The organism is Streptomyces sp. AM 2-1-1 (assembly GCF_029167645.1).
Taxonomy (GTDB): Bacteria; Actinomycetota; Actinomycetes; order Streptomycetales; family Streptomycetaceae; genus Streptomyces.
Genome location: NZ_CP119147.1, coordinates 3,455,585 through 3,476,404 on the forward strand (window position 1 = coordinate 3,455,585; position 20,820 = coordinate 3,476,404).

Consider the following 20,820-nt stretch of genomic DNA (forward strand, 5'->3'; position numbering starts at 1 on the left):
GCGGGAATCATGGGACTCGGAGGATGCATTCTCCTGATCGGTGCCGGAGCGGTACTGGCGTTCGCCACCGACTGGCAGATCGACACCGTCAACGTCGACCTGGTCGGCTGGATCATGATGCTCGTCGGCCTCATCGGCGTCTTCGCCTACATGAGCATCGCGCGGCGCCGCCGCATGATCGTGCCGCCCACCACCACGGTCGTCCCGAGCGCGGAGGACGAGAAGCGCTACCTGTGACGGGGGCGCCGGTGGAGCGGCGGCCGGTGCACCGGCCGCGGGAACGGCGAAGGGCGCGGAGAGGGTAGGACCTGCCTCTCCGCGCCCTCGTCGTGCCCGGACGGTCAGGCGTCGTCCATGCCCGCCAGCACCAGCGGCAGCCGGGCCACCCCGTCCGCCGTCACGACGACGGGTACGCCCCAGTCCTGCTGGTGGACGTGGCAGGCCGGGTACTCGTTCGCCGGGTCGTCGTCGCAGGACGCCGCCATCGCCGACACGTGCAGGATGCCCTCGGTGACCCCGTCCGCGAGCACCAGGTCGCGGAAGAGGTCCGTCCCCGCGCCCGACCCCCCGGCCAGCAGTTCCGGCGGGGTCGAGGAGACCAGCAGCCGGGTGGAGGGGCCGTACCGCAGGTCGAGCTTCTGACCCGCGGGCGCCTGGAAGACCACGTCGAGCCGGAGCTTCCCGGCCGCGATCCCGGTGGCCGCGCGCTGGGTGCGGTGCGCCCCGCCGTCCACCACGAGCGCCTCCTCGGGCAGCCGCAGCCGGGTCAGCCGGTGCCGCGCCGACTCCACGACCACCAGGTCCCCGTCGACCAGCACGGCGTCGCTCGGCTCCCGCAGATCGGTGGCGAGCGTGGTCACCTCGCCGCTCGCCGGGTCGAAGCGCCGCAGCGCGTTGTTGTACGTGTCCGAGACCGCCACCGAACCGTCCGGCAGCGCGGTGACCCCCAGCGGGTGCTGGAACAGCGCCTGCCCGGCGGCCCCGTCCCGGTGCCCGAAGTCGAAGAGCCCGGTGCCCACCGCCGTGGTCACCACGCCCTCCCGGTCGACGAAGCGCAGCGCCGAGGTCTCGGAGTCGGCGATCCACAGCCGCTCGCCGTCGGGGGAGACCGCGAGGCCGGAGGGCTGCGCGAACCACGCCTCGGCGGACGGACCGTCGACGAGACCCTCGTTGGTGGTGCCCGCGGCGACCTGGACGGTGCCGCTCGCGGGGTCGTACGTCCACAGCTGGTGCACGCCCGCCATGGCGATCCAGAGGCGGTCACCGAACCAGGCGACGTCCCACGGCGAGGAGAGGTTCACCTCGCGCGCCGAACCCGAGGTCGAGGAACCCTGCCACCACTGGTCACCGGTGCCGGCGAGCGTCACCGTACGGCCGGTGGTGAGGTCGAGGGCGCGCAGCGCGTGGTTGACGGTGTCCGCGACGGCGATCCGGCCGTCCGGCAGCACGGTGAGGCCCTGCGGCTCGCTGAACCGCACCTCGTCCCGCCCGCCGTCGGTGAAGCCGCGCTCGCCCGTGCCGTAGTGGCCGCGCACGGTCTCGCCGTCCGCCTCCAGCTCGACCAGGCGGTGCCGGGTGGTGTCCGAGACCAGGAAGCCGCCGTCCGGCAGGAGCAGCGCCTTGCCGGGGAAGCGCAGGTGGGTGGCGACCGGCTCGGGCGCGACGTACGGGCCGTCCCCGCGCCGCAGCGTGCCCTTCGCCGCGTGCTCGGCCTCCAGCTCGTCCACCAGCTTCGCGAGGGCGTGGGCGTGGCCCTCACCGGCGTGCTGGGCGACGACGTACCCCTCCGGGTCGACGACCACGAGGGTCGGCCAGGCGCGGACCGCGTACTGCTTCCACGTCGCGAGCTCCGGGTCGTCGAGCACCGGATGGTGCACCCCGTACCGCTCGACGGCGTCCACGACCGCCTGGTGCTCCGCCTCGTGCACGAACTTCGGCGAGTGCACGCCGATGATCACCACGGTGTCGCGGTGCTTCTCCTCCAGCTCGCGCAGCTCGTCGAGCACGTGCAGGCAGTTCACACAGCAGAAGGTCCAAAAATCGAGGACGACGATGCGTCCTCGCAGGTCAGCGAGGGTGTACTGCTGGCCGCCCGTGTTGAGCCAGCCGCCCTTGCCGATGAGCTCGGGGGCGCGGACACGGGCACGGTGGGGCGCGGGGGCGGGCGCCGGGACGGCATCGTTCATGCCTCAAGGGTGCCACCCGTGCACGGATGCCCGGCACGCGCGGGCGGTGCCCCGGTTCTGGCCGCTTCCGGCCGGAACCGCTCGCGTGCAGCGCTCCTCGGACACCTCCGGACGGGTACCGCGAAGGCCCGGTCGGTCCGGGACGGGTACGTCCCTCACCGGGTGGAACGCCGGCCGGGTGAGCGGGACGCCCGTCGGGCCGGCCCCGGCCGGGTCGGGCCCGGGGGCGCCGCGCGCCCCTCACGCATTCCGGGGCGGGCTCCGGGAACCTGTCTCCCATGAGACTTCTCGTACGCGAGCGACTGTTCGCCATCGGTGACGACTACTGGATCGAGGACACCGAGGGCCGCAAGGTGTTCCTCGTCGACGGCAAGGCCCTGCGGGTACGCGACACCTTCGAGCTGAAGGACGCGAACGGGCGGGTCCTCGTCGAACTGCGGCAGAAGCTGATCAGCATCCGCGACACGATGATCATCGAGCGGGACGGCGAGGAGCTGGCCCGGGTCAAGAAGAAGCGCCTGTCGCTGCTGCGGAACCACTACCGGGTGGTGATGGCGGACGGCACCGAACTCGACGTCAGCGGCAAGATCCTCGACCGCGAGTTCGCCGTCGACCACGACGGCGCGCTGCTGGCCCAGATCTCCCGGCGGTGGCTCAGCATCCGTGACACGTACGGCATCGACATCGTGCGTGAGGACGCGGACGCCTCGCTGCTGATCGCGGTGGCGGTGTGCGTGATCGTGCTGGCGGAGAAGGAGCACGAGTAGGGCGGCGGCTGAGGGACGGGGCGCGCAGAGGCGGGAGATACCGCGCGGCCGACCGACGACCGGTCGCACCGGAGCTCACCGCCAAAGTCGGGCCCCGCCCGACCCCTCACCCCACGGTCCCCGGCCGCTCCACCCCCAGCCGACGCCCCTTCAGCACCGGGAACCGCTCCCGGGTCTTCTCCACCTCCGCCGGGTCGAACTCGACGCGGAGGATCTCCTCCTCCGCCCCCGCCTCACCGAGGATCTCGCCCCAGGGGTCGACCACGAGGGTGTGGCCCGCCTGGGGGACGTCGGCGTGGGTGCCGGCGGTACCGACGGCGAGGACGTACGCCTGGTTCTCGACGGCGCGGGCCCGGGCGAGGAGGGTCCAGTGGGCCCGGCGGCGTTCGGGCCAGCCGGCGGGGACGACGAAGGTCTGGGCGCCCGCGTCGACCAGACCCCGGAAGAGCTCCGGGAAGCGGAGGTCGTAACAGGTGGCGAGCCCCAGGGTGGTGCCCGGGAGGGTGACGGTGACGAGCTCCTCGCCCGCGCCCATCAGGACCGCTTCGCCCTGGTCGAAGCCGAAGCGGTGGATCTTGCGGTAGGCGGCGACGCGCTCGCCCCGGGGGTCGAAGACGAGGGAGGTGTTGTAGAGGGTGCCGTCCTCGGCGCGTTCGACGAACGATCCGGCGTGCAGCCAGACGCCCGCCTCGGCCGCCGCGCGGGACATCACCTCGTGGGTGGGGCCTTCGAGGGGCTCGGCCTCCTCGGCGAACCGGGTGAAGGCGAAAGCGCCCACCGGCCAGAGTTCGGGGAGAACCACCAAGTCGGCCGGATTCGGACCTGACACCTCGCCGGCAACGAGGGAAGCCACCCGCGCCCTACGGTAATTGACGGGTTCATCCGGGTTTACCGCGATCTGGATGAGAGAGGCGCGCACACTACCACCGTCCTGGCATTCGAGCCGTCAAACCGGCCTACGATCGTCACACGAAAGCACTGCCGGGGTGCCTGCTCGCAGCGTAACTTGGAACTTTCCGAAGGAACGAACCTCCCACGCAGCTCGCCAGACAGCGCCGTCAGTGCCAGCCCGCCCGCCGCCAGCACTCCTGCACTCCAGCCCACGCACCGAAGAACCGCACGAGGGGTCCCGTGACCGTCCATCCCAGCCTCCAGACCTACGCCGATGCCTGGACCCACTCCATCGAGGCGATAACGGAGCTGGTGCTGCCGCTCGCCGAGGGGGACTGGAACCGCCGTACGCCGTGCCCCGCCTGGTCGGTGCGCGACATCGTGTCGCACATCATCGGCATGGAGTGCGAGCAGCTCGGCGACCCGCGCCCCATCCACACGCTGCCGCGCGACCTGTACCACGTGCGGAGCGACATGGCGCGGTACATGGAGATGCAGGTCGACGTACGGCGCCACCACACCTCGCCCGAGATGACCTCGGAGCTGGAATACACGATCATCCGCCGCTCCCGGCAGCTGCGGAACGAGTCGCGTGCCCCGGAGACGATGGTCCGGGCGCCGCTGGGGGCGGAGCAGACGCTCGAAGTGGCGCTGCACATGCGGGCCTTCGACGTGTGGGTGCACGAGCAGGACCTGCGCTGGGCCCTCGGGCAGCCCGGCAACCTCGACTCGCCGGGCGCCTTCGTCGTCCGCGACACCCTGCTCGAAGCCCTGCCGAAGGTCGTCGCCAAGGACGCGGGCGCCCCGGCGAACTCGGCGGTGGCACTCGACGTGCAGGGACCGATGGAGTTCCTCCGGACGATCCGGGTGGACGCGAACGGCCACGGGTCGATCGACGGGTCGCCCTCCCTGGGCCCCGACGTCACCCTGGCGATGGACTGGGAGACCTACTACCGGCTGGCCTGCGGGCGGGTACGCCCGTCGACCGTCGCGGACCGGATCAAGGTCGAGGGCGACGAGGACCTGGCGGCGGCGATCCTGCACCGCTTCGCCGTGACCCCGTAGGCCCGCGACTCCGTAGCCCGCGCCCCCGGGAGCCCGTCCCCCGCAGACCCGCAGGCCCGCCGCGGGACTCACGCCCACCGTGGCGGCGCTCGCCGGCTCCGGGACCAGCCGTCACACCGGTACGTGCACCGCTTCCACCCGGCTGATCACGTGGTGTTCGCGCTCCCGGGCGGCCGCCCGCTTCCGCAGCCGCAGGATCTGCACGGTGCCGAGCGCCTCCAGGAGGAACACCGAGGAGAACGCGATCGCGTAGTCGTCCCCGGTGGCGTCGAGCAGGACGCCGACCAGGAACAGCGTGGTCATCGAGGCGACGAAGCCGCCCATGTTGACGATGCCGGAGGCGGTGCCCTGGCGTTCGGGCGGGTTGGCGGGCCGCCCGAAGTCGAAGCCGATCATGGAGGCGGGACCGCAGGCGCCGAGCACCGCGCAGAGCGCGACCAGCAGCCACATCGGGGCGTCGCCCGGGTGGAAGACGGCCGCCGCCCAGAAGAGCGCGGTCGCCCCGACGGTGCCGAGGGCGAGCGGCAGCCGGGCCGCGTGGTGGCGGGCGATGATCTGCCCGTAGACCAGCCCCAGGGTCATGTTCGAGAGCACCACCAGGGTGAGCAGGCTGCCGGCCGTCCCCCGGCTCAGCCCCTGGTCCTCCACGAGGAAGGGCAGCCCCCACAGCAGCAGGAAGACCATGGCCGGGAACTGCGTGGTGAAGTGCACCCACATCCCGAGCCGGGTGCCGGGCTCCCGCCAGGAGGCGGCGATCTGACGGCGTACGTACGAGGCTCCGGCGTGCTCCACCGGCGGCGGCTCGTGACCCTCGGGGTGGTCCCTGAGGAAGAGCAGCAGCAGCACCAGCACCACGACACCCGCCAGCGAGCTGCCGACGAAGGTCGCCGTCCAGCCGAACCCGTGCAGGGCGCGGGCGATGAAGAGGGTGGAGACGAGGTTGCCCGCCATCCCGCAGAGGGCGGCGACCTGTCCGATCAGCGGCCCGCGCCGGGCGGGGAACCACCGGCTGCCGAGCCGCAGCACGCTGATGAAGGTCATGGCGTCGCCGAGGCCGAGCAGCGCACGGGAGGCGAGCGCGGTGCCGTACGACGGGGAGAGCGCGAAACCGAGCTGGCCGGCGGTGAAGAGGATCGCCCCGAAGGTGAGGACCCTCTTGGTGCCGAGCCGGTCGACCATCAGGCCGACGGGTATCTGCATCCCGGCGTAGACGAGCAGCTGGAGGATGGAGAAGGTCGACAGGGCGGAGGCGTTGATGTGGAACCGGTCCGCCGCGTCGAGCCCGGCGACCCCCAGGCTCGTACGGAAGATGATCGCGACGAAGTAGACGGCGACCCCGATGCCCCAGATCCGGGCGGCCCGGCTGCCGCCGGGCGGATCTCCGGGCAGGGAGAGGGTGGGTGCGGCTCCCGCACTCATCGGTCCTCACCCCGCACCAGCACCCTGACCCGGCCGACGTGACGCCGGACGACCCGTGCGGCCTCCTCGGCGTCGCCCGAGCGGATGGCGTCCAACAGCTCGCTGTGCTCGGTGATGTTGGCGGCGATCCGGTCGGGGTGCGCCTCCAGCACGGCCACCCCCATTCTCAACTGCCGGTCGCGTAGCTGGTCGTAGAGGCGGGAGAGGATCTGATTGCCGGCGTTGCGCACGATCTCGGCGTGGAAGCAGCGGTCGGCGACCGACACCGCGGCCAGGTCCCCGTCCCGGGCGAGGGCGCTCTGCTCGGCGAGCAGCTCGTCGAGCCGGGCGATCAGCCGCGGAGACGCCGGGACGGCCTTGCGGGCGGCGAACTCCTCGACGAGCAGGCGGGTTTCGACGACGTCGGCGATCTCCTGGGCGGAGACGGCGAGGACGAGTGCGCCCTTCTTGGGGTAGAGCTTGATCAGCCCTTCCACTTCGAGGCGGAGCAGCGCCTCGCGCACGGGCGTCCGGGAGACGCCGACCGCCACCGCGAGGTCGCCCTCGGTGAGGAGCGTCCCCCCTTCGTAACGGCGCTCCAGCACCGCCTCCTTGATGTGGGAGTAGACGCGTTCGGCGGCGGGAGGCGGTTTGGGCCCCGTCCGGCGGGCGGCGGGGGAAGCGGGAGGCGCGGCAGGCATGCACACAGCATAGATACAACAGATGCGCGAGGTGGAAGCCGTCCAAGATCCGGACGCCCCACCCCGTTCTCGTCACGCTCTCGTACCAGCCGATACCACCCGCCCCAGGAGTTACCGGACGGACCATTCCCGCGCGCTACGATGCACCGCTCCACAGGCGTCCAAACTCGCCCCGGCATCAGCACATCCAAGCGGCCGTCCCAGGAGTCTCACCATCAGCGGCTCCCATGGAGCCGCATTCCAGTGGCATTTGGAGCGTTTACCTTGAAAATCCGCATGACGGGCATTCGTCGCACCTCCGTCGCGGCCACCGTCACCCTGACGGCCGGTGCCGTCATCGCCGGTGGGGCGCTCGCCTCCACCGCGCAGGCGGCCACGATCCCCACGCCCACCGTCGTCGCGCCCGGCGGCTTCGTGATGAACAACGCCAACGCCGCGACGCTCTACTCCAAGGGCGCCGACACCCGCCGGCCGACCGGCTCCACCACCAAGATCATGACCGCCAAGGTGGTGCTGGCACAGAAGAACCTCAACCTGAACAGCACCGTCACGATCCAGAAGGCGTACAGCGACTACATCGTCGCCAAAGGCGCCTCCTCCGCGCACCTGATCGTCGGCGACAAGGTCACCGTGCGGCAGCTGCTGTACGGCCTGATGCTGCCGTCCGGCTGCGACGCCGCGTACGCGCTGGCCGACAAGTTCGGGGTCGGTACGACCCGCGCCGCCCGGGTGAAGTCCTTCCTCGGCAAGATGAACGCCGACGCGAAGACCCTCGGCCTGAAGAACACGCACTTCGACTCGTTCGACGGCATAAGCAATGGCTCGAACTACTCGACCCCGCGCGACCTGACGAAGATCGCCAGCAGTGCCATGAAGAACAGCACCTTCCGCGCCCTCGTCAAGACGACGTCGACGAAGCAGAAGGTGACCACGAAGAGCGGTGGCTACCGCTACATGTCGTGGACCAACACCAACAAGCTGCTGAGCAGTTACAGCGGCATGATCGGTGTCAAGACCGGTTCCGGCAGCAACGCGAAGTACTGCCTGGTCTTCGCCGCGACCCGCAACGGCAAGACGGTCATCGGCGCTGTCCTGGCGTCCACGTCCGAGGCGACGAGGACGACCGACGTGAAGAAGCTCCTGGACTACGGTTTCAAGAAGTAACCCGCACCACCGAAGGGGCCCGGACCGCGCGCGCTCCGCGCACCGGGCCCCTTCCCCTGTTCCGTCCCACCCGTTGTTCCGTCCCACCCGTCGACGACCCTTGTCCGAAAGGGCCTCCCACACGTGACCCCTCTCTCCCGCGTACGCCTGCGCACGGTCGCCGCCGTATCCGTCGCGGCGACCTCCTGCACGCTGCTCTCCGCCGTCGGCGCCACACCGGCGGCAGCGGCCGCGGTGGCCTGCAAGACCAACTACTTCACGCGCACCTACTACGCGAACACCACGTTCGCCGGTACGCCGAAGAAGACCGACTGCGACAACGCGATGGACCAGAACTGGGGCACCGACGCGCCCCTGCCCGGTCTGCCGAAGGACAACTTCGCCGTCCGGTACTCCGTCACCCGCGACTTCGGTTCCGGCGGGCCCTTCACCTTCGCCGCCTCGGCGCGCGACGGCGTCCGGGTCTACCTCGACGGCGTACGGAAGATCGACATCTGGAAGAACGGCTCGGCCACCGTGGCGAAGTCGGTCAACCTCACCGTCCCGTCCGGCAAACACACCCTGCGCGTGGACTACGTGAACTGGACCGGCGCCGCCAACGTGAAGTTCGCCTACGCGCCCCGCACCTCGGCGACGGTCGACAAGGTCGGGCCGCGCACCCCGACCGGTGTGAAGGCCGTCCACGACACCGCGTCCGGCAAGGTGAGGATGACCTATCCGGCGAGCGTGGAGATGGACCTGGCCGGCTACCGGATCTACCGCCGCCCGGCCGGCACCACCACGTACACCCTCGTCGCCTCGGGCGGAGCCACCGGCTACACCGGTCTCAACCCCGTGCCGGGCATCACCTATTACTACGAGGTCCGGGCCGTCGACAAGGCCGGCAACGTCTCCACCGGTTCGGCCGACGTCCCCGTGGTCTCGCCGCTCATGACCACGCCCACCGGCCTCGCGGCGACGGGCACGGACACCGGCATCACCGTGACCTGGAAGCCGGTGGCGGGCGCGACCCGCTACCTGCTGAACCGCAGCGGCGCCGGTACCGCCACCACCGTGTCGGTGACCGGCACCTCCTTCCACGACACCGCGGTCGCCCGGTCCGTCCCGTGGCAGTACCGCGTGGCCGCCGTGGACGGCGCGGGCCGCACCTCGGCCTACACCCCCGCGACCGACACCGCCGCCTCCGCACACCGCACGGTCGCCGCCCCGCACAGCCTGACGGCGGTCGCCGCCACGTCCTCCGTGACGCTCTCCTGGCTCCGGGCGACGACGGACGGCGCCGTCGCCGGGTACCACGTCTACCGCTCCACGAAGCTGCCCGTCGACACCGGGGCGGCGCCCGTCGCCGACGTCGTCTCCTCGACCCTTCTCGCGGACGGCAGCCGCCGGTTCACCTGGCGGGACGACCATCCGGTCGGCAGCACCACCTACCACTACGTGGTCAAGGCCTTCGACTCCACCGGCAAGGAGTCCGCGGCCGCGGCCGCCGTCAGCGCCACGACCCCCGAGGAGGACCTCACGCCCCCGGCGCCGGTCACCGGCCTGACCGCGGAGGCGACCGACTACGGCGTCGAGCTGCGCTGGAAGAACGGCGGGGAGTCCGACATCGTGCGCCAGCGGGTGCTGATCGGGGAACTGGTCACCGACGAGGAGGAAGGCGCCTCGGTCTGCTACGCGCTCACCTCCGCGTACGTCGGCCCCACCGTCGCCTCCTACCGGGACGTCCGGCTGCCCGACGGTGAGGAGCGCTGCTACTTCGTCGACGTCGAGGACGGCTCCGGCAACCACAGCATGGTGGACCCCGAGGCCAACCCCGTCGTGGTCGTCACCGAGCGGGACCTGACGCCCACCGTCGAGACCCCCGCGGGCTCCCCCGTCACCGTCACCGGCGAGGTCGGCGCCACCGGCGGCGTGCGGCTCACCTGGCAGCCGGTCACCGGCGCGACCGGCTACACCGTCGAGCGCTGGAACCCGGCCACCGGCGCCTACGCACCGGTACCGGACGCCGTGTCGCCGTACGCCGCCACCTCCGTCACCGACCGCACCGCCGCCGCGGGCACCACGCACTTCTACCGCGTGAGCGCCCTCTACGCGGACGGCCCCGCCTCGGTCCCGGGCACCGCCCAGGTGGTGCTCCCGCCGGCCGCGTGAGCTGATCACCGGAGGGCACGAGCGCCGGGCCCCGCGCGGAGGATCGCGCGGGGCCCGGCGCGTGCCCGCCCGGGCCGCACCGCTGCGCCCGGCCTTCGACCGGTCAGTCCCCGACCGCCCGGTCCGGGTCGTCCAGCGGGGTGTTCACCCGGAGCCAGCGGTAGCCGTACGGCTCCAGCGCGACGTCGAGCCGCCCGCCGGCCGCCGCCTTCACGCCGTCCCCGTCGGCCAGGTCGGTGAGCAGCCGGCCGCCCCGCAGCCCGGGGACCTCCAGGGTCGTGGTGAGCTGGCGGCCGGAGAAGTTGTGCACGGCCAGCACCGCCCCTTCCGGCAGCGAGCTCAGGTGCGCCAGTACGCCCGGCTCGTCGGTGTCGAGCACCTCGCAGTGGCCCCAGGCGAGTTCGGGTGCGTCGCGGTACCGCTCGATCAGGGCGCGCATCCGGGAGAACGGCGAGCCGGGGTCGCGCGTCTGGTCGTGCACGTTGACCCGCTTGGGGCCGAAGGCGCCCTCCACCACCGGGTTCGGCAGTTCGGCATCCTCCGCGCGGGTGAAGCCGCCGCCCTTGTCCGGCGTCCACTGCATGGGGGTCCGCACCGCCTGGCGGCCGGGTGCGGCGAGGTTCTCCCCCATCCCGATCTCCTCGCCGTAGAAGAGCACGGGGGTTCCCGGGAGGGTGAGCAGCAGGCTGTAGGCCAGTTCCACGCGGCGCTGGTCGCCGTCGACCATCGGCGGCAGCCTGCGGCGCAGCCCCCGGTCGTAGAGCTGCATGTCCTTCTCCGGGCCGAACGCGGCGAAGACCTCGGCGCGCTCGTCGTCGTCGAGCTTGTCGAGCGTCAGCTCGTCGTGGTTGCGGACGAAGGTCGCCCAGCGCGCGTCGCGCGGCGGCACCGGGCGCTCACGCAGCGCGGACGCCAGGGGCCCGGCGTCCTCCCGGGCCATCGACAGGTACATCTGCTGCATGCCGATGAAGTCGAAGCAGAGGGTCAGCTCGTCGCCCTCGCCGGCCTCGGCGCCGCCGAAGAACCGGGCGGTGTCCTCGTACGGCAGGTTCACCTCGCCCAGCAGGATCGCCTCGCCGTTGCGGCGGCCGAGGAAGGCCCGTAGGTCGGCGAGGTACGCGTGCGGGTCGGGGAGGTCGCCGGCGTCCGGCTGCCCGTCGGTCTCCAGCAGGAAGGGGACCGCGTCGACGCGGAAGCCGGACAGCCCGAGCTCCGTCCAGAAGCCCATGATCCGGGCTATCTCGTCCCGCACGGCCGGGTTGGCCACGTTGAGGTCGGGCTGCTGCTTGTAGAAGCGGTGCAGGTAGTACTGCTCGGTCGCCTCGTCGTACTCCCAGACGCTCTTCTCCTCGTCGGGGAAGACCACTCCCTGCGGCCCGTCCTCGGGCGGGGTGTCGCACCAGACGTACCAGTCGCGGTGGGCGGAGTCGCGGCTGGAGCGGGCGTCCAGGAACCAGGGGTGGTGGTCGGAGGTGTGGTTGACCACCAGGTCGGCGATGACCCGGATGCCCCGGTCACGGGCGGTCCGCACGAACTCGGTGAAGTCGCCGAGGGTGCCGAGCCGGGGGTCGACGCCGTAGAAGTCGGTGATGTCGTAACCGTCGTCGCGCTCCCGGGTCGGATAGAAGGGCATCAGCCACACGCAGGTGACGCCGAGGCGCACCAGGTGGTCGATCCGCTGGGTCAGTCCGGCGAAGTCACCGATTCCGTCGCCGTTGCCGTCCTGGTAGGTCTCCACGTCCAGGCAGTAGACGACGGCGTTCTTCCACCACACGTCGGAGGTACGGGTCAGCCTCATCGGTTCTCTCCCGCCACGGCCGGAGCGGGCGTGGTGACGTCGAGGCGCGGCAGCACCTTCTCGCCGAACGCGTCGATGAAACCGCTCTGTTCGACGCCCACGTGGTGCAGCATGACCGTGTCGAACCCGAGATCGGCGTACTCCTGCAGCCAGGCGGCGTGCTGACCGAGGTCGGCCGAGACGTTGACGCTCTCGGCGACCCGCTCGGGCGTGACGTGCTCGCTGACGCTGTCGAAGAGCTCGGCGGAGTCGAGGTCCCAGCTCGCGGGCGCCCCGTGCACGTTGGTGCGCCACTGCTCGTGCGCGAGGGCGAGCGCCTTGTCCGGGTCGGGGTCCCAGCTGAGGTGCGTCTGGAGGTGGAGCGGGCCGGTGCCGCCCGCCGAGCGGTAGGCGTCCACGATCCCCCGCAGCGTCGCGTGCGGGGCGTTGACGGTGATGAGGCCGTCCGCCCACTCGGCGCACCACCGCGCGGTCTCCTCGCTGCACGCGGCGCCGATCAGCGGCGGCACGGCCTCGGGAAGGGTCCAGAGCCGGGCCCGGTCCACGGTCACCAGCCCGTCGTGGCTGACCTCCTCGCCGTGCAGCAGCGCCCGGATGATGTCGACGCACTCCCGCAGCCGGGCGTTGCGGATCTCCTTGCGCGGCCAGCCGCCGCCCGTGATGTGCTCGTTGGAGGCCTCGCCGCTGCCCAGGGCGGCCCAGAAGCGGCCCGGGTACATCGCGGCGAGACTGCCGATGGCCTGCGCGACGATCGCCGGGTGGTAGCGCTGCCCCGGGGCGTTGACGACACCCAGCGGGATGGTGTCGGTGGCCTGGAGGGCGGCGCCCAGCCAGGACCAGGCGAAACCGGACTCGCCCTGCCGGACGCTCCAGGGCGAGAAGTGGTCGGAGCACATGGCGGCGGTGAAGCCCGCCTGTTCGGCGCGGACGACGGCTGCCAGCAGATCGGCGGGGGGCACCTGCTCGTGCGATGCGTGGAATCCGTAGACAGTCATGGGGCGCGGGTACCCGGGGATGCCCGGATCATCTGCGCAGCGGCCGCTCAGCGGTGCGGGGCGACCGGTTCGCGCCTCCCCGCCGTCGGCCCGGACGCCTCTCCCGGCTCAGCCGACGCGCCGGTGCACCCTCGCCTCCCAGGGCGCGAGGACCAGCCGGCCGGGCTCGGCGGGCAGCGACGGGCCGTTGGCGAGGAGGAGTTCGGCGCCCTCCCAGCCGGCGAGGCCGTCGGCCCCGCCCGTACCGGCGCCGGACAGGTCCACGGAGACGGTCTCCCCGGTGAAGTTGCCGAGGACCAGCAGCGTCGTGGGGCCGTGCCGCCGGGTGAACGCGTAGACGCGTTCGTCCTGAGGCAGCAGCATCTGGAACTCACCGTGCACGACCGCCGGTTCGGTGTGGCGCAGCGCGATCAGCCGGCGGTAGTGGTGGTGGACGGAGTCCGGATCCGCGCGGGCCGCCTCCGCGTTGACCACGACGTGGTCCGGGTTGACCGGCAACCAGGGGGTCCCCGTGGTGAACCCGGCGTGCGGGGAGGCGTCCCACTGCATGGGGGTACGCGCGTTGTCCCGGCCCATCGCCCGCAGCCCGGGCAGCACGTCCTCGGGCCGGGCGCCCGCGCGCAGCGCCTCGGCGTAGTGGTGGAGCGATTCGATGTCCCGGAAGTCCTCGATGGTGCGGAACGGGGCGTTGGCCATGCCGAGCTCCTCGCCCTGGTAGACGTACGGCGTCCCCCGGTGCAGGTGGAGCACGGTGGCGAGCATCGTCGCGGACCGGGTGCGGTGGCGGGGGCCGTCGTCGCCGAACCGGGAGACCACCCGGGGCTGGTCGTGGTTGTTCCAGTAGAGGCTGTTCCAGCCGACGTCCGCGAGCCCTTCCTGCCAGCGGCCGAGGGACGCCTTCAGGTCGGTCAGCCGCAGGGGGCGCGGGTCGAACTTGCCGCGCCCGTGGTCGAGTCCGACGTGTTCGAACTGGAACACCATGTCGAGCTCGGCGCGGCGCGGATCGGTGAAGAGCCGGGCCTGCTCGACGGTCACCCCGGGCATCTCCCCGACGCTGAGCAGCCGCCCCGGGTAGAGGCCGAGCACCTCGCGGTGCATCTCCTGGAGGTAGTCGTGGATGCGCGGGCCGCAGACGTAGTGCGGCGAGCCGTCGCCGTAGGGACCGTCGCCGGTCAGCGCGCCGTCGGGCAGCGCCGGATCCTTGGAGAGCAGGTTGACGACGTCCATCCGGAAGCCGTCCACGCCGCGCTCCAGCCACCAGCGCATCATCGCGTACACGGCCTGCCGCACCTCCGGGTTCTCCCAGTTGAGGTCGGGCTGCCCCGGCGCGAAGAGGTGCAGGTAGTACTCCCCGCTCCTCTCGTCGTACGTCCACGCGGGTCCCGAGAAGAACGAGCCCCAGTTGTTGGGCTCCCGGCCCTCGCGCGGAGGGCGCCACCAGTACCAGTCGCGCTTGGGGCCGGCGGGATCGCGCGACTCCTGGAACCAGCGGTGCGCGTCGGAGGTGTGGTTGACCACCAGGTCCATGATCAGTTTCATCCCCCGCCCGTGCACGGCGGCCAGCAGCCGGTCGAAGGCGGCCAGATCGCCGAAGACGGGGTCGATGTCCTGGTAGTCGCTGATGTCGTAGCCGTTGTCGGCCTGCGGCGAGGGGTACACCGGGGAAAGCCAGATGACGTCGGCTCCCAGGTCGGCGATGTGGTCCAGCCTGCCGGTGATGCCGTCCAGGTCTCCTATGCCGTCGCCGTCGGAGTCCGCGAAGCTGCGCGGGTAGACCTGGTAGACGACCGCCGACTTCCACCAGGCCGCATCCGCGTCACCGGGGGTGTCGCTCCCGGGCGCGGGCCCCGTCCCGTGGCCGGGCGCCGCCCTGTGGCCGGGCGCCGTCCCGTGGCCGGGCGCCGCCTCGTGGTCGGCCGCCGTCGCGCCCCGGGGCGCCGTCTCTCCGCCGGATGCCGTCCCGCCTCCGGGTGCCGTCCTGCTCTCAGGTCCCATCGCCGTCTCCTCCGCCTCGGTGCGACAGGGGTCCGGGCCGTGCGGTCCCCCGTTTACCTCTGCCCGGGCAAGGGCGTCCGTAGTGCCCGGCGCACCGCCGGGACTCCGGGCATGACCGAGGGCCGGACCCGGCTCCCGCGAGCCCGGCCCGGCCCTCCGGCACGGCCACGTCCCACCGCCCGGATCTCCCCGCGGCGGCGAGGGCGTCACCGCTTCGCGGCGCGACGCTTCCTGACCACCAGCAGCAGTGCGACGGCGGCCACCGCGAGCAGCGGTCCGCGGCGGCGGCCGGCGGCCCGCTGGGCACGGCCGGCCTGCTCCGCGAACGAGTCCGGGGTCTTCTCCTCGACCTTCGACGCCACGGCCGAGGCGGCCGAGGAGATCCGGTCCCTGGCCCGTATCGCCTTGTCCACCACCGGGGGCGGCAGCTTCTCCTGCGCGTCCCGCGCGATCCGGGCGGCATGGTCCTTCGCCTGGACGGCCTTCTCCTGCACCTGCGCCTTCGCGACGGCGGTCTTCTCCCGCACCTGGGCCGTGGCCTCCGTCGCCTTCAGCTGGGCCTGGGCCTTGGCCTCTGCCGCCTTGACCTGGGCCTGCGCCTTGGCGTGCTCCGCCTTCTGCTGGACCTGCGCCTTCACATCGGCCTTCGCCGCCAGGGCTTCGACCGTCTGCCCGAGCTGCTCGCGGGTCGCCTCGGCGTTCCGGCGCAGCTCCTCGGGGGTCGGCGGCTCTTCGGAGTGCGCGCTCAGGTTCCGGGCCTGCTCCGGGGACGGGAACGGGGGCTGGGCCCGCGACGGGTCCGAGGGCTGGGGCTGGTTCTGGGGCATGTCGTTCATCGGTGCGCCTTCTCCTTGATCTCCGCCATGTCTGCCTTGACGTTGTCGATGGCCCGCTCGGGCTTGGCCGGGGTGGCCAGCGCGATCTCCTTCTTGCCCTTCAGGGCCAGGACTGCCGCGACCGCCGCCAGTACGGCGCACACGATCAGCGCGGAGGCCCACACCGGCATGACCGTCGCCAGACCGGCGATGCCGGCCGTCACCAGCGCGCCCAGGGCGAGGAACCCCACGGTGGCCGCACCGCCGAACAGCCCGCCGCCCAGTCCGAACCGCTTGCCCTTCTGGGTCATCTCCGCCTGGGCGAGGCGCATCTCGTCCCGCACCAGCTGCGACAGCTGCTGCGAGGCCCGGGTCACCAGCGCCCCGACGGAGTCGTCGTGCGTACCGGCGGGTCCCGTGCCGGGTCCGCGTTCCGCACCGGGTCCGCCCGGTCCGGTCGGGTACTCAACCGTGGTCATCGTCCTTCGCCCGCCTCTCCTCGCCGTGCCGCTCCCGGGGGGAACGGCCGTCCACCGCACCTGGATTGTCATGAATGCGCCGCAATGGCGGGTACCCCCGCGATGTCCCCGCATGCGCGCCGAGCCGGTGTCCCTCCCGCGGGCCGAGGGTGGAGGTCCGGCGCGCCACCGCTCCGCACTGCGCCCCACGGCGGCCGTCGGCCTCAGGGAAGCCGCCGCCACCACACCTTCGGTACGCGATGGATCAGCCACGCGCTCGCCAGCCCCAGCGCCGCACCGGCGGCCACGTCGCTCGGGTAGTGCGCCCCGGACTGGACCCGCTCCACCGCCACCACACAGGCGGGTACGGCGCAGAGCGCCCCCACGACCGGTGCGGCGCCCGCGACCGCCGCGCTGAATCCCACGGCGGCGGCGGTGTGGCCGGAGGGGAAGGAGGAGCTGTCGGGGCGGTCCTCGACCCCGTCGTGCGGTATCAGCTCGGCGGGCGGTCTGCGCCGCTCACACAGCTGCTTGCCCACACCGTTGGAGAGGAGTTCCGCCAGCCCCATGGCGGCCAGCCCGGCGACCGCCGCCCTGCGGTGACGACGGCCACCGACGGCCGCCATCAGGCCCGCCGCCGCCCACCACAGCTTGGTGCGCTCGGCCGCCGACTCCACCGCCGGCAGGATCTCCCGCGTCACCGGCGACCTCCAGTGCGCCACCCGGCTGGTCAGCAGGCGGTCCCCCTGCCGCAGCGCCGCCAGTCCGGCCCGGTACACCGGCCCCGCCTCCGTGCCGATCGCCCTCTCGTACACCGCTGTCCCGTCCTTCTGCTCATCATGGAGGCCTGCCGGGTCCCGGCCCGGCCCCGGCCGTGTCAGCCGAGCCGGCGGCGGTCCTCGTCGGACCACTTGCTGGTGTCGCGCGGTTCGACGTAGGGCTCCTCGTCCTCGGGGAGACCGCCGACGATGGCCCGCTCCCGGCTCATCTCGGCGTCGAACTCCAGGCCGAGGAGGATCGCCAGGTTGGTGATCCACAGCCACACCAGGAAGACGATTACCCCGGCGAGGGCCCCGTACGTCTTGTTGTAGGAAGCGAAGTTGGCGACGTAGAGGGCGAAGCCCGCCGAGGCGATCAGCCAGATCAGCAGCGCCAGGAAACTGCCCGGCGTGACCCAGCGGAAGCCCCGTCCCCGGGCGTTCGGCGCGGCCCAGTAGAGGATCGCGATCATGAAGGTGACCAGGACCGCGAGGACGGGCCACTTCGCGATCGACCACACCGTCAGCGCGGTGTCCCCGACGCCCAGGGCCCCGCCCGCGCGGCTCGCGAGGGGCCCGGTGAAGACCACGATCAGGGCGCTGATCACCGCCATCACCATCAGGATCACCGTCAGCACCAGGCGCAGCGGCAGGACCTTCCACACCGGGCGCCCCTCGGGCACGTCGTAGACGGCGTTGGAGGAGCGGATGAACGCCGCGATGTAACCGGACGCCGACCACACCGCCAGCAGCAGACCCACGACGGCCATCACCGAACCGATGCCGCCGTTGCCCTGCAGCTGCCGCACGGCGTCGGACAGGATGTCGCGGGCCGGCCCCGGAGCGAGCTTCCGCAGGTTGTCCATGACCTTCTGGGTGGTCGACTCCCCGGCGAGGCCGAGGATCGAGACCAGCACCAGCATGGCCGGGAAGAGCGAGAGGACGCTGTAGTACGTCAGGGCGGCGGCCCGGTCGCTCAGCTCGTCGTCCTTGAACTCCGTCGCCGTACGCTTCAGCACCGCCCACCACGACCGCTTGGGCATCCCGGTCGGGGCGTCGGGAGCGTTGCGCTCCACCTCCGGATCGGGGCCGGCGTTCTCGGTCTCGTGCCCGCCCTGGTCGTCGCGGGCGGCCTCGCCGCGGGCCGCGGCGTCGGCGCGGGGCTCGGCGCGGTGGTGCCCGGCGAGCGGGAGAGCGCCGGGTTCTTCCTGGTCGTGGGGTGATGCGGGGGTCGATGCCATGGTTCCACGAGTGTCCGCGTCACGGGATCGGAAACGGCCCGGTGCGGTGCCGCGTCGGGACGACCGGTCGCCGGGTCCCCTCGGACGGTGCCGGGAGGAGCCGCGCGGACCCCTCACCGGGGGTACGGCGGCGCCCCGCCGGCGGGAGGCCGACGGGGCGAGGGGGGCGCGGGGCCCGGGAGGTGACCGGAGGTGACCGGCCGGGCCCCGCGCGCGATCCGTGAGGGATCAGTTGGTGACGTAGAGGTACTTCCAGGCGCTGTAGGCCGTCGAGTTCACGGTGTCACCGGAGTAGTCGACGCCCCTGACGTACGCCGACCTGATGCGGAACTTGGCGCCGACGGAACCGGCCCCCGGCTTGCCCAGGTCGACGATCGTCCGGCCGGCGGAGTCCAGCGCGAAGTACTCCGAGCCGCCGTCGCGCCAGGCGCCCGCGTAGTACACCTGGATGTCCATCCGCTGCTTGCGGCCCGGGTAGGCGTTGATCGCGGTGTGGAAGTACGGGGCCGTCGTCTTGTGGATCCAGTAGTAGTTCGTCGCGCCGATCTTCCCCGTCTTGTAGTGCCGGGAGATGGCCGTGACGACCTTGGCCTGGCCTCCCGACCACACCATGACGGTCTTCGGCGCGGTCCGGGCGTCACCGTCGTACACGGCGTAGACGACCGAGTCCCGGTACATGTTCAGGGTGCCGGAGAACTTGCCCGCGCTGTTCACCGTGCCGGTCTTGAGCAGGTACTTGCCCTTGCCGTCGCCGGCCCGGTCCGCGACGAGCTTCACCGTGCGGTTCTTGTACGTCGCCCCGAGGGTGGCGGTGAAGGCGACCGGCTGCCCGTAGGCGAACACCTTCTTGTTGTTGTTCAGGGTGAGCGCGACCGCCGTCCGGGACACCGCGACGGTGTCGGAACCGCTCGCCGCGGAGTGCGCGGCGTCGCCCGCGTACGCGACCTTATACGTCACGTTGCCGCCGGCGGACGTCGTGTCCGCGAAGGAGAACGCACCGCCCCCCTTGGTCACGACCGCGGGGAGCGCCTTGCCCTTGGGGTACTCGAGGTCGGTACGCGTCACGGTCAGCTTGGTCCCGACGGGCACCGCCACGCTCGCGGTGATCTTGCCGGTGACGGTCAGGGCCTTGGCGCGCGTCGCACTGGCGGGCGCGCTCACCGTGACCGTCGGGAGCGACTTGGTGGGCTCCCCCAGGACGCGCAGGGAGAACACGCCCAGGCTGTTCTCCGACACCGCGAACAGCCTGCTGCTGTCCGGTGCCCAGGCCAGGGCGCCCGTCACGAGGAGGTCTCCGCCCGACGACGTTCCCGTGTTGGGGAAATCAAAAGTCCGAACGGAAGTCGGCGAGCCGTGCGAGAAGACGTGGACGTCCGGGTCGTAGGAGGAGTCGGTGCCGCCCGCGACCGCGCCGTTCGGGGCGACGTCCACGGCGACGGGGTAGCTGGTCGACCGGTACTCCACGACCGGCGAGAGGTCGGTGGTGGAGAACGCCGCGTGCACGTAGGGCGCGCCGCTGGCGGTGATGACCTCCTTTCCGTCCGGGGTGATGTCCAGCTCCCGGAGGTTCCCGGCCACCGGCCGGCTGACGCGCAGCGCCAGTCCCGTGTCCGACACGTCGTAGACGCTGACGGTGGAACCCTCCCGCACGCCGACCGCCAGCACGCCGGGAGCGGCCGAGTCGGAGCCCAGCTCCGGGGCCGCGGCGCCGTAGCCCGCCTCGGGACTCTGCTGGGAGGGCTGGACCACCGGCTCGGGGCCCGACAGGTCCAGCGAGCCGATGCGCCCGCTGTACCCGAACCACAGCTTGCCGCCGGCCTGGGCGAGCGTGCTGACCCCGTCGAGACCGCCGAGGGCGTAGCTCTCGCTCTGTGCGTACGTCTTCGTGTCGACCGCGACGATCCGGCTGCCGCCGGTGACGGCCGCGTACACCCGGCCGGAGTCGGCGGAGAGCTCGAGGCCGTTGACACCCAGGAGGCCGGTGAGGGTGGCGACCGTCGTGCCCGCGTAGTCGGTGACGACGATCTTGCCGGCGGTCGGATCCGATATGTAGACCCGCTGGTGGACGCCGTCCACCACGACGTCTCCCGCCGACTTCAGGGAGACGACCTTCGAGGTGTCGGCCGCCGCGGCCGAACCGGCCGTCATGACGCTCAGCGTCGCCGAGCTGAAGAGGACCGCGAGCGCCGTCGCAGCCGTGATCGTGCGTCTGCGCATCTGTCCGCGCACCATGAATAGAACCCCCCAGGGTGAAGAAAGTGTGTGAGCGTCCCCGCTGCCGCGAAGCCTATGCGACACCGGTGACAGGTGAGCACCGGGTTTCCCCCTGCGGCGACCCCCGCCGGCCACACCCGGCAGGACCCAAGTACAACCGGTGCGGGTGGAGTTGCCGGACGTGACGTCCGATTTCCGCCAGCGTCCCGGCGCACCGCCGAGG

17 protein-coding genes are annotated in these 20,820 nt (G+C 72.1%); 5 read left to right on the forward strand and 12 right to left on the reverse strand.

Going from position 1 to position 20,820, the window contains the following annotated elements:
- Positions 1-9: 9 nt before the first annotated feature.
- Positions 10-237: a DUF6458 family protein gene (locus tag PZB77_RS14855; protein WP_275493073.1), complete on the forward strand. Its 228-nt coding sequence runs from the start codon at positions 10-12 to the stop codon at positions 235-237.
- A gap of 104 nt (positions 238-341) precedes the next feature.
- On the opposite strand, the gene PZB77_RS14860 is transcribed toward PZB77_RS14855, so the two are convergent.
- Positions 342-2,186, reverse strand: coding sequence for an NHL domain-containing thioredoxin family protein (locus tag PZB77_RS14860; RefSeq protein WP_275493074.1), 1,845 nt, complete (start codon positions 2,184-2,186; stop codon positions 342-344).
- A 278-nt stretch (positions 2,187-2,464) separates the two neighbouring features.
- On the opposite strand from PZB77_RS14860, the gene PZB77_RS14865 reads away from it, so the two are divergent.
- Positions 2,465-2,953, forward strand: coding sequence for an LURP-one-related family protein (locus PZB77_RS14865; protein WP_275493075.1), 489 nt, complete (start codon positions 2,465-2,467; stop codon positions 2,951-2,953).
- 106 nt (positions 2,954-3,059) lie between these two features.
- Here PZB77_RS14865 and PZB77_RS14870 read toward each other — a convergent pair whose 3' ends face one another.
- Positions 3,060-3,872, reverse strand: a complete 813-nt coding sequence (locus PZB77_RS14870) for a carbon-nitrogen family hydrolase (protein WP_275493076.1) — start codon at positions 3,870-3,872, stop codon at positions 3,060-3,062.
- 212 nt (positions 3,873-4,084) lie between these two features.
- Between PZB77_RS14870 and PZB77_RS14875 the strand changes: the two genes are divergently transcribed.
- A complete protein-coding gene (locus tag PZB77_RS14875; RefSeq protein WP_275493077.1) occupies positions 4,085-4,909 on the forward strand; it encodes a maleylpyruvate isomerase family mycothiol-dependent enzyme in 825 nt (274 codons plus the stop codon).
- A gap of 111 nt (positions 4,910-5,020) precedes the next feature.
- Here PZB77_RS14875 and PZB77_RS14880 read toward each other — a convergent pair whose 3' ends face one another.
- Together PZB77_RS14880 and PZB77_RS14885 are read right to left on the reverse strand one after the other, a co-directional pair.
- Positions 5,021-6,328: an MFS transporter gene (locus tag PZB77_RS14880; protein WP_275493078.1), complete on the reverse strand. Its 1,308-nt coding sequence runs from the start codon at positions 6,326-6,328 to the stop codon at positions 5,021-5,023.
- Positions 6,325-7,008 (reverse strand): GntR family transcriptional regulator, encoded by a 684-nt coding sequence (locus PZB77_RS14885; RefSeq protein ID WP_275493079.1) that lies wholly within the window; start codon positions 7,006-7,008, stop codon positions 6,325-6,327. Before PZB77_RS14885 ends, PZB77_RS14880 begins: the two co-directional genes overlap by 4 nt.
- A 276-nt stretch (positions 7,009-7,284) precedes the next feature.
- On the opposite strand from PZB77_RS14885, the gene PZB77_RS14890 reads away from it, so the two are divergent.
- The gene (locus PZB77_RS14890) at positions 7,285-8,172 is read left to right on the forward strand and encodes a serine hydrolase (protein WP_275493080.1); all 888 of its coding nucleotides are present in this window, start codon (positions 7,285-7,287) and stop codon (positions 8,170-8,172) included.
- 123 nt (positions 8,173-8,295) lie between these two features.
- The gene (locus tag PZB77_RS14895; protein WP_275493081.1) at positions 8,296-10,323 is read left to right on the forward strand and encodes a PA14 domain-containing protein; all 2,028 of its coding nucleotides are present in this window, start codon (positions 8,296-8,298) and stop codon (positions 10,321-10,323) included.
- 103 nt (positions 10,324-10,426) lie between these two features.
- On the opposite strand, the gene PZB77_RS14900 is transcribed toward PZB77_RS14895, so the two are convergent.
- The 8 genes from PZB77_RS14900 to PZB77_RS14935 form a co-directional block, all read right to left on the reverse strand.
- Positions 10,427-12,121 carry an alpha-amylase family protein gene (locus PZB77_RS14900; RefSeq protein WP_275493082.1) on the reverse strand — a complete coding sequence of 565 codons (1,695 nt, stop codon included), beginning with the start codon at positions 12,119-12,121 and terminating at the stop codon, positions 10,427-10,429.
- The gene (locus PZB77_RS14905; RefSeq protein WP_275493083.1) at positions 12,118-13,116 is read right to left on the reverse strand and encodes a TIGR03885 family FMN-dependent LLM class oxidoreductase; all 999 of its coding nucleotides are present in this window, start codon (positions 13,114-13,116) and stop codon (positions 12,118-12,120) included. Before PZB77_RS14905 ends, PZB77_RS14900 begins: the two co-directional genes overlap by 4 nt.
- Before the next feature lie 108 nt (positions 13,117-13,224).
- Entirely contained in the window at positions 13,225-15,111 is a 1,887-nt protein-coding gene (locus tag PZB77_RS14910) for an alpha-glucosidase (protein ID WP_275493084.1), read from the reverse strand.
- 206 nt (positions 15,112-15,317) lie between these two features.
- Positions 15,318-15,947 (reverse strand): DUF3618 domain-containing protein, encoded by a 630-nt coding sequence (locus PZB77_RS14915; RefSeq protein WP_275493085.1) that lies wholly within the window; start codon positions 15,945-15,947, stop codon positions 15,318-15,320.
- Positions 15,944-16,405, reverse strand: coding sequence for a phage holin family protein (locus PZB77_RS14920; protein WP_275493086.1), 462 nt, complete (start codon positions 16,403-16,405; stop codon positions 15,944-15,946). Before PZB77_RS14920 ends, PZB77_RS14915 begins: the two co-directional genes overlap by 4 nt.
- Before the next feature lie 203 nt (positions 16,406-16,608).
- Positions 16,609-17,199, reverse strand: coding sequence for a phosphatase PAP2 family protein (locus PZB77_RS14925; protein WP_343299866.1), 591 nt, complete (start codon positions 17,197-17,199; stop codon positions 16,609-16,611).
- Positions 17,200-17,261: 62 nt separating this feature from the next.
- Entirely contained in the window at positions 17,262-18,383 is a 1,122-nt protein-coding gene (locus PZB77_RS14930) for a YihY/virulence factor BrkB family protein (protein WP_275493087.1), read from the reverse strand.
- Positions 18,384-18,611: 228 nt separating this feature from the next.
- The gene (locus PZB77_RS14935) at positions 18,612-20,600 is read right to left on the reverse strand and encodes a WD40 repeat domain-containing protein (RefSeq protein ID WP_275493088.1); all 1,989 of its coding nucleotides are present in this window, start codon (positions 20,598-20,600) and stop codon (positions 18,612-18,614) included.
- Positions 20,601-20,820: the final 220 nt, after the last annotated feature.